We start from the raw sequence: 9,151 nt of genomic DNA, 5'->3' as shown, positions 1-9,151 counted from the left end.
CTCGGCCGTGAAACGCTCCAGCGCCAATGGTACTTCGTCTCAAGACGCGGGAGAGTAGGTCGCTGCCAGGTCTGCTAAATGCACGTAAGCTTCTCGATATGATCAAAGCAGCCATCGGCCTGATGCCGGTGGGTCTGCTGCAGAACAATCTCTCTCATACTCAAATTCAGTCGGTTTCGCGCTTCGTCGCCCAGCAACTTTGGCGCAATGTGCCGGGGCTTGCCATTAACCCTGGATGCCCCGCTGCTTCCGGAACGACAATCGTCGTCGGCAGGAGCTGCCCTTCCCCGACACACTGGATCCACTCGGCGCCGATCGGCAATGCCTGTGGGACGCGGGCGCGAACCATCGCCATTCCCGGAGACCTGATTTCAGATCCTGGCGCTGCCGACCTGTCCAGACAGCAGAAAAATCTGGCGGCAGTCTCCGAGCCTTACGGTGTCGGCGCGACCGCCTTGATTTGCCTGTACAAGCCTGTCTTGTGTGACACCCAAGCCGGGTCGCGTCGCTGTGCCAAAACGGATCTGTTCCTGCTGTCCGGGCCGTTTTCGGAAGGGACTGTTAACCATCGGTTCCTATGTCTCAGGGGACATTCAATCGGCGAGTCTCCAGTATGGCATCCATGCGTTTTTCTCGGGCAAATCTCACGGCTGCAGCGCCTGGAGAGGATGAGCAGCATCGCCACGAAGCCGCGCAGCTGCATGCGATCGATTTTGCCGGCCGGATCACCAGCCGTGACAGCAACGCGCACACATATGTGAAGCCCCAGAACGATGGCGCGGTGTTCCCCAATTTCGGCGGCGAGGGTGAGTTCGCCCGCCCGGAATGGCAGGACTATTTCTTCCTGGCGCCCAATGTGCGTTTCACCCGCACGCCCGACCGCGAGATCAAGAAGATCTCGGCCGAAGAAGGGGAGCATGAACCGCAGGCCGAGCAGCCGACCGGCGCTGTTGCACAAGCTGCCGTGCCTGCTCCGGCTCCAGCCATGACCGCAAGACCAGCTTCGCAGCAGACCCAGCCGGCAATCCCGTCCGCACATAAGCCGTCGCCTGTGCGTGTTGCACAGCAGGCTCCGGTTGCGCCTGTGCTCGCTGCACGCACTGTTGCCCCTGCGGTCGTTGCTTCCCAGCAGCCAGAGGCCCCGGCACCGCGGCGCAATACACGTTGGTCCTACATTTCGGATCACGCCTTCTTCGAGTTTGCTTCGGAATTCCAGCCACAGCACGCAGCAGCCCCTGCCCCGGTGGCACCGGCCGAGGCGTCAGCCATCACGCCGCGCCGGGCCGACCTACGGCCGCTGGTGTCTCCGGATGTGACCTCTCTCTACAAGGTCATCGAGGTGTCGACCTCCATGCAGCTGACGCCGGTCGAAACGACTAGGGCAGCGGTTGTTGCGGAAGTTGCCGAAGTGGCTACGCCCGTCGTTGAAACACCAGTTGCCGCGGCAGCGTCCGCCAGCAGGCCGGTTGCCGCCAACGATGCCGCGCCGGCTGCTCCGGCGCGCACCGTCGAGATCACCATGCCGACGCCGCGCCAGTCGCTGCCGATGGTCGGCAAGGTAACCCAGGTTGAGCCGGGCGACTACGAGCTGCCGTCGGAAGAGCTGCTGCAGCTGCCACCGGAGGGACAGGGTTTCTACATGTCGCAGGAGCGACTGGAGCAGAATGCCGATCTTCTCGAAAGCGTGCTGGAGGATTTCGGTGTCAAGGGCGAGATCATCCATGTCCGCCCAGGCCCCGTCGTCACCCTCTACGAGTTCGAGCCGGCACCGGGCGTGAAATCCTCACGCGTCATCGGCCTCGCCGACGACATCGCCCGTTCGATGTCGGCGATTTCGGCGCGTGTCGCTGTTATCCCGGGACGCAACGTCATCGGCATCGAACTGCCGAACGAGACCCGTGAGACCGTCTATTTCCGTGAACTGATCGAGTCCGACGGCTTCCGCAACACGGGTTGCAAGCTGGCGCTCTGCCTGGGCAAGACCATTGGCGGCGAGCCTGTCATCGCCGAGCTTGCCAAGATGCCCCACCTGCTCGTCGCCGGTACCACCGGCTCTGGCAAATCGGTGGCCATCAACACCATGATCCTGTCGCTGCTCTACCGGCTCAAGCCGGAGGAGTGCCGCCTCATAATGGTCGACCCGAAAATGCTGGAGCTGTCGATCTATGACGGCATTCCGCATCTTTTGACGCCGGTTGTCACCGATCCCAAGAAGGCAGTCACCGCGCTCAAGTGGGCGGTGCGCGAGATGGAGGACCGCTATCGCAAGATGGCGCGGCTCGGCGTGCGCAACATCGACGGCTACAACCAGCGCGCCGCGGTCGCCCGCGACAAGGGCGAGGTCGTGGTGATGCAGGTCCAGACCGGTTTCGAGAAGGGTACCGGCGCACCGCTGTTCGAGGATCAGGAGATCGACCTCGCGCCGATGCCTTACATCGTCGTCATCGTCGACGAGATGGCCGACCTGATGATGGTCGCCGGCAAGGAGATCGAAGGCGCCATCCAGCGCCTCGCCCAGATGGCCCGTGCCGCCGGCATTCACCTGATCATGGCGACGCAACGCCCATCGGTCGACGTCATCACAGGCACCATCAAGGCCAACTTCCCGACCCGCATCTCCTTCCAGGTCACCTCGAAGATCGATTCGCGCACCATCCTTGGCGAGCAGGGTGCCGAACAGCTGCTCGGCCAGGGCGACATGCTGCACATGGCTGGCGGCGGCCGCATTGCCCGCGTGCATGGCCCGTTCGTCTCCGACGCCGAGGTCGAGCATGTCGTCAACCACCTCAAGTCGCAGGGACGGCCCGAATATCTCGAGACGGTCACCGCCGACGAAGAGGAAGAGCTGCCCGAGGTCGATGAGAGCCCGGTGTTCGACAAGAGCGGCATGGGCGCCGAGGATGGCGACAACCTCTATGACGAGGCGGTCAAGGTGGTGCTGCGCGACAAGAAGTGCTCGACCTCCTACATCCAGCGCCGCCTCGGCATCGGCTACAACCGCGCCGCCTCGATCGTCGAGCGCATGGAAAAGGAAGGTATCGTCGGCGAGCCCAACCATGTCGGCAAGCGCGAGATCATCCGGTAGACGGGATCGCAAACCGCTCCCAGAAAAGCCGCCCGGTCTTCGGGCGGCTTTTTTTATGATACGTCTGGCCCGCGCCAGAAGACCTGGTCAGCTGACATCGCTGTTCCAAGGCAATGCCGGCACCTTGGAACAGCGAACGGGAGACAAAAGATGCGGATTGTCGTTGCCAGGCTGAACCATGAAACCAACACCTTCTCGCCGGTCGTGACGACACTCGCCTCCTTCGACCCGCAATGGGACGAAGCGGCTCGGATTTTCGGCAAGGGTTCCAACACCGCGCTCGGCGCGTTCCATGCATACGCAGAGCGGATCGGTGCCGAGCTGGTGACGCCATTGGCAGCGACGGCCAATCCCAGCGGGCCGGTCGACAACGAATCATTTGAGACGATGACGGGCGCCATCCTCCGGGCGGTGGAAGCGGGTTGCGATGCGATATTGCTCGACCTGCACGGAGCCATGGTCACGGATCGTTTCGACGATGCCGAAGGGGAGCTGCTCGCACGTATAAGACGGAGTGCGCCGCGGGTCCCGCTTGGCGTCGCGCTCGACCTGCATGGCAATGTCACGCAACGAATGGTCGACAATTGCGATTGCATCGTCGGTTTCAAGACTTATCCGCATATCGACATGTATGCGACCGGCGAGCATGTCACGCGCATCATCGACAGGATGCTCGACGGCACCGCCAGCCCGAGGCAGCACTGGGTCCACCCACCCATGCTTGCCGCGACATTGCGCATGAACACCAATGTCGCCTGTGCGATGACCGAAATCGTCGATCTGGCGATCGAGGCGGAAAAGCGCGATGGAGTCCACGCCGTCACTTTGTTCGGCGGTTTTCCGATTGCGGACATAGCGGAGACCGGCGTGTGCGTCGTGGTGGTGGCAGATCATGCGGACACAGCCCGGGCAGTGGCCAGTGAGATCGCCGAACAGGCCTGGCGGCGACGTGCCGAATTCCTCTATGACGAGCTGTCGTCGGAGACGTCCCTGGCGGCCGCGGTAGAGGCCTCGCAGAGACCAGGGACAGGACCAGTGCTGCTGCTCGACCATGGCGACAACTGCATGTCGGGTGGTACCTGCGATACGATGGATGTGCTGGAGGCCATGCTTAGAATGGGCCTCTCCGGGATTGTCGCCGGCCCGATCTGTGATCCCGCGTCGGTCGAAGCCCTGATTTCCGCCAGCGTTGGCGCGGTCACCACCATCGATCTCGGCAACAGGATGAAGGCGGAAGGCTTCGTCGCGCCGCGAGAACCCTTAAAGCTCCAGGGACGTGTCGCTGCGATCAGCGACGGCAGCTACATCGTTTCGGGTCCGATCTATACGGGCCAGCTTTGCAAGATGGGGCGCGCGGTCAAATTCGAGACCACCAATGCGTCGATCCTGATCACTGAGCTGCCGCACGAGCCGTGGGACCTCGGTGTCTTTCACTGTGCCGCGATCGATCCGCTGGCGGCGCGTTTCCTGTTGCTCAAGTCACGCATGTATTGCCGGCCGGTGTTCGAGCCGCGTTCGAGGGCTGTCGTCGAATGCGCCAGCTCCGGCGTCACGAGCTCCAACTACGAGCTGTTCTCGTTCCGCAAGCTCGCAAGGCCGGTCTATCCGCTGGATACCGGCGTCCAGTGGGCGCCGCCTGCCTAGAGCGGAAAGCGATCAGGACGATTCGACACTCCGCTCTATCTTTCTGTCTGCCGCATGATCTCATCCGAAAAGCCTGCAACGTTTCGGCATCATGCCCTATGCGGCCTGGAGCTTGTCCCCGACCGGCGTCGCCTGCGCAGGGACGAGATTGACCCAGGCCTTGATCGGGAGATGGTCGGAAGCCAGCCGCGCCAGGGGCGTATCGTGAGCGATGACAGGCGACAGGATATCCTTGCGGTTTGAGATCAGGCGGTCGAGCGCCAGCAATGGCAATCGTGATGGAAAACTGGGGACGGCGGGCGGCAGTTCCCCAAACGCGGTCTCGAACATGGCGAGCGCGGAACGGTCGTTGAGGCGCCATTCGTTGAGGTCGCCCATCAGCAGGGTCGGGGTCTCGCGCCTGTCGTTCATGATATCCAGGATCGCGCGAACCTGCCGGGTGCGCGAACGGCGAAGAAGACCGAAATGCGCCGCGACGATCCGGATGATGCCACCCGCTTCCAGTTCTATTTCCGCGACCACTGCACCGCGCGGCTCCAACCCGGGCAGCTTGACCTGGTGGACGTCGCGCACACTGCCGCGCCTGAAGAGAACGACATTTCCATGCCAGCCATGTGCCTTGAGCTGCCCCGGGATCGGCACCGCGGTGAGCCCGGCTTCACGCTCCAGGCGCACCAGATCCAGCAAACCGGTGCGATCACCGAAGCGCTTGTCCGCCTCCTGCAGGGCGATGACATCGGCATCGATCTCGTGGATGACGCGGCCGGTCCGTTCCGGATCGAACTTCCCGTCGGTGCCCACGCATTTATGGACATTGTAGGAGGCGACGAGCACACCGGCCTGCTCGGCGCTCGCGATCGCCGGTTCCGCCTGGTCCCGGCGCATGCGGATGCGCTCGAGGATGTTTGCAGGGATGCCACCGCCCAGCCGGTGCATGGTGCTTCTTGATTCCTTGCCGATCATCAGTCCCAAGCCCGTGTCGTCTTTTTCTAACTAGAGCAGTTCCAGGAAAAGTGTGTAGCGGTTTTCTCTGCAACCGGCAGAACGCCAAAGGACTCGGTCAAAGATAAGGCGAACCAAGCCACAGAATCCGGTCGATCAAGCGTACAAGAAACGGACGCTGACGCAATTCCGGCAGCGTGACCTCTTTTGCCGAGCCGACCGCGGTTTCGATGCGTGCCTCGATTTTTTCGGCAAAGGCAGGATCCAGCACTTCGAGGTCGATCTCGAAATTCAACCTGAGCGAGCGAGGGTCGAGATTCGACGAACCGATGAAAGCCCAGGTGGAATCGACGACAAGCAGTTTGGAATGGTTGAATGGCCCCTGTGCGCGCCAGACCTTACAGTAGCTTCGGAGGACCTGGTCGAACTGGGCGGTCATGGCACGGTCGACGAGAACGAGGTTGTTGACGGACGGCACGACGATATCGATATCGACGCCGCGCCGCGCCGCGGTGGTCAGGGCGCTGATCAATTCCCGGTCCGGCAGGAAATAGGGCGACATGATGCGTATGGATCGGCGGGCGACCGAAAAGGCCGCCATCAGCATCTTGTGATTGGCCTCCAGGCTGGCATCGGGTCCGGAAGGCAGCGCACGCATGAGTATTGGCGAGCCCGGATCTCCGGCCGCGTCAAACGCGATATGCCAGGCATCGCCCTGCAGCTGCTCCCCGCTGGCGAAAAACCAGTCTTCGGCGGCAACCGAGAAGATGTCGGAGACTACCGGACCGTCGATGCGGAAATGGGTGTCGCGCGCCATGTCGGCGCCGGCGAATTCGGCGGTGAAAGCCTGCCTTATGTTCATTCCACCCATGAAGGCCACTGCGCCATCGGCGACCAGGATCTTGCGGTGGGTTCGCAGATTGGCATAGGGCAGACGCAGCCCCACGATGATGCTGCCGTTGAACACGTCGGTGGGGACGCCGCCCTTCTGCAGATAGCCGACAATGCTGGGAACCGAATAGCGGGCCCCGACCGCATCGATCAACACACGCACGGCAACACCGCGTCGCACGGCTTTTATCAAGGCATCGGCGATGCGCAGTCCGATCGGATCGCGGTCGAAGATGTAGGTCTCGAGGATAATGCTGCGTTGCGCGCCGTCGATCGCCGCGATCATGGCGGCATAGGCTTCATCGCCACTTTCGATCATGGTGACGGCATTTGCCGTGGTCAGGACGTGGTGGGTTATCCTGTCGCCAGCGGTCTTGAGCGCCACAAAACGCGGGCCGAACCGGGCTTCGATGGAGCTGTTGGTTGCATCGAAGCGTGTGTGCTCGAGCACCGCGCGCCCGGCCGCCGCCCGCTCCGCCGCGAGCGAGACGCCCCTGATCCGGTTTATGCCGGCAATGGCATAAAGCGCGGCGCCAATGAATGGCGACAGGATGATGATACCGACCCAGCCGATGGCCGCCCGCACTTCATCCTTGGTCATCGCTGCATGTGCGGCAGCGACTGCCGTAATCACCATCGAGACGGCGGCGAGGAATTGGGCCCAATGGGTGGTGATCGATGTCCACATGGCGGACATCTATGCAGTTATCTTCAACGCCGTCGATTGATATCCTTGAAGGGGCCGACGGGTTCCCATCAGCTTGCCGACCCTATCGCCGGATTCCGTTGTGGGATGGAATGTCCTCGTCTGGAGCCGGTCTCCCTTCCTCAGGGGCCGGGCCTTCTTCGTTCGATGGCATCGCCTCATCCGGCCGCAGGGTTTTGCCGCCATCGTCGGGCAGCTCTTCATCTACAGGCGAGTCGATCTCGGGCACCTGGCCTCGGTCTTCGAGGGCCTCGCTCTCGCCCCGCTGTGAAGACTGGGGTTGCTCACGGCTGAAGTTGGTGTTCCCGCCATCGTCTTCGTTGTTTTCCGATCGCACATTGGTTTCATTTGTCGCGGCCTATTCAACGGTGAAGTCGACATCTGCCGGCAGGGGCTCAACAGCTACCCGCGACAGGTCTTCTTCGGGCAGCGCAACATAGATGTTGGTCGTCTCGTTGGTCACATTGTAGATCGTCTCATAGGTGACGTCCTGATAGATCGCCGGCTGACTGACTTCCAGGATGGGGTTGTCAATGATGATCGGGTCGTCGTACCAGCTTGAAGCCAGGCCGTCATAGTAACCGTCCCAATAATCGTCGAAGCGCGGTGATATGTAGTAAGGGTTGTCGAAATATACGTAATAAGCGGGATAGTAGGTTCGTGTCGTCACAACGAAAGCGTCGAAATATCCTGCGAACACCACAAGCATGAACGCGGCGCGCTGATAGACCACCGGATCTTCGAAGCGCCCGTCGAGATAGGCGATCTCACGATGCATGCGCCGAACTTCGGCCCGCAGCGCGGCGTTGTCCGCCACCTGGTTCTCCAGAATGCGAACCCTGGCGGTGAGATTGGAGACTTTCCTTTTGAGAGCATGCACTTGTGCCCTTGAGGCCTTTGGGGTCGATTTTGCCGGCTTGGAAAGCACATAGCGCGAGGAGTATGCGGACCAGGCCCCATTGAGCCGCTGCAACGCTTTCGTGGCGTCGCTGTTCTTCGTTGCCGACAGCGCGTATCGGGTCTGGAGATCTCCTACGGCCCTCGACACAGCTTTTGTGCCTTTGGCGATGGATGCCGCGTTTTTCGATCCCAACGCCCCTTCGAGATTCTGCATGGCCCTGGACGTTTCAGTCACGGCCGCAACGACGTTTGCGCCGCTCCGACGCCTGCTGTCGGCGGAGGCGTCCCTGAAGCTGAAGGCCATCGCTGCCAGAGATCCGCGCATGTCCTTGAGCAGGGCGGGAGCATTCATCTCAACTGGCGCGGATGCATGTGCCTCGGTCGCCATTGCGAGACGGGGGCCGAAAATGGGCGCGATCAGCGGCGTCGCGGTGTTCATTGCTGCTGCTGCCAGCGCTATGCCGAGCGTGAAAGGCCGCTTTTGGGTCGAGATCAAGGGACGTGTCTCCTGGGAAAACGTTGCGGGTTGGCATTGCCGGTCAAAAGTCCGGTGTTCGGGACGTGTCAGAACCGAACTCCAGCCAGTGCGGGAGGACTTGCTTCAACGGCTAAGAAAGCAGCCCATGTGTTTCCACTCATGGCATTGCAGCACTCGATACAGGTTCGATGAGGGTCGGTGCTGCACCAGGGGGATTGCGAGTGCTATCGCGCACAGGATGGTTACGAAAGCGAAGCCGGGGATGAGGCGAGACACCCTTCTTCCCCCTTGCCTGCCGTGACGCATTTGTGGGTTGCCCTGTTTCATAGCGCGTTTCTAAACCGGCCAAGCTGACAGGCCCCTGAAGCGATTGTCAGCGAATTTTCAGCTACGTTCCTATAGAGTGACGAGCAGATCCGGAGATTGCTGTGAGACGACTGGCTGGCTTGAGGTGTCTCGTGACATGCGGGGTGCTGCTGTTGCTCCTATCGGCAGGCGCGCACGC

7 protein-coding genes are annotated in these 9,151 nt (G+C 61.7%); 4 read left to right on the top strand and 3 right to left on the bottom strand.

All coding sequences use genetic code 11. The features are described from left to right. Positions 1 to 98 precede the first annotated feature (98 nt). The 3 genes from ACFWYE_RS30895 (at position 99) to ACFWYE_RS30885 (ending at position 4,729) form a co-directional block, all read left to right on the top strand. Positions 99 to 761 carry a hypothetical protein gene (locus ACFWYE_RS30895; protein ID WP_379115809.1) on the top strand — a complete coding sequence of 221 codons (663 nt, stop codon included), beginning with the start codon at positions 99 to 101 and terminating at the stop codon, positions 759 to 761. After that, on the top strand, positions 758 to 3,085 hold the full coding sequence (locus ACFWYE_RS30890; protein WP_379115808.1) for a DNA translocase FtsK: 2,328 nt from the start codon (positions 758 to 760) through the stop codon (positions 3,083 to 3,085). The genes ACFWYE_RS30895 and ACFWYE_RS30890 overlap by 4 nt, the downstream gene beginning before the upstream one ends. Positions 3,086 to 3,235: 150 nt before the next feature. Next, entirely contained in the window at positions 3,236 to 4,729 is a 1,494-nt protein-coding gene (locus ACFWYE_RS30885) for a M81 family metallopeptidase (RefSeq protein WP_379115807.1), read from the top strand. 96 nt (positions 4,730 to 4,825) lie between these two features. Here ACFWYE_RS30885 and ACFWYE_RS30880 read toward each other — a convergent pair whose 3' ends face one another. Together ACFWYE_RS30880 and ACFWYE_RS30875 are read right to left on the bottom strand one after the other, a co-directional pair. After that, positions 4,826 to 5,665, bottom strand: a complete 840-nt coding sequence (locus tag ACFWYE_RS30880) for an endonuclease/exonuclease/phosphatase family protein (protein ID WP_379073236.1) — start codon at positions 5,663 to 5,665, stop codon at positions 4,826 to 4,828. A gap of 124 nt (positions 5,666 to 5,789) precedes the next feature. Beyond that, positions 5,790 to 7,250: a phosphatidylserine/phosphatidylglycerophosphate/cardiolipin synthase family protein gene (locus tag ACFWYE_RS30875; protein ID WP_379115810.1), complete on the bottom strand. Its 1,461-nt coding sequence runs from the start codon at positions 7,248 to 7,250 to the stop codon at positions 5,790 to 5,792. 100 nt (positions 7,251 to 7,350) lie between these two features. Here ACFWYE_RS30875 and ACFWYE_RS30870 point away from each other — a divergent pair, with 100 nt between their 5' ends. Then, complete coding sequence (locus ACFWYE_RS30870; protein ID WP_379115806.1) at positions 7,351 to 7,539, top strand: hypothetical protein; 189 nt, start codon at positions 7,351 to 7,353, stop codon at positions 7,537 to 7,539. An 87-nt stretch (positions 7,540 to 7,626) separates the two neighbouring features. On the opposite strand, the gene ACFWYE_RS30865 is transcribed toward ACFWYE_RS30870, so the two are convergent. Beyond that, complete coding sequence (locus ACFWYE_RS30865; RefSeq protein WP_379115805.1) at positions 7,627 to 8,664, bottom strand: hypothetical protein; 1,038 nt, start codon at positions 8,662 to 8,664, stop codon at positions 7,627 to 7,629. Positions 8,665 to 9,151 lie beyond the last annotated feature (487 nt).

The sequence above is a fragment of the Mesorhizobium sp. NPDC059025 genome (assembly GCF_042739655.1).
Classification (GTDB): Bacteria; Pseudomonadota; Alphaproteobacteria; order Rhizobiales; family Rhizobiaceae; genus Mesorhizobium.
Note: the sequence above shows the minus strand (reverse complement) of the source record. Positions and strands in the feature narration are given on the sequence as shown.

Excerpts from the sequence above, each read along its gene's own strand:
- ACFWYE_RS30885 (WP_379115807.1), top strand. The coding sequence starts at position 3,236 with ATGCGGATTGTCGTTGCCAGGCTGAACCATGAAACCAACACCTTCTCG.
- ACFWYE_RS30880 (WP_379073236.1), bottom strand. The coding sequence starts at position 5,665 with ATGCACCGGCTGGGCGGTGGCATCCCTGCAAACATCCTCGAGCGCATC.
- ACFWYE_RS30895 (WP_379115809.1), top strand. The coding sequence starts at position 99 with ATGATCAAAGCAGCCATCGGCCTGATGCCGGTGGGTCTGCTGCAGAAC.
- ACFWYE_RS30875 (WP_379115810.1), bottom strand. The coding sequence starts at position 7,250 with ATGTGGACATCGATCACCACCCATTGGGCCCAATTCCTCGCCGCCGTC.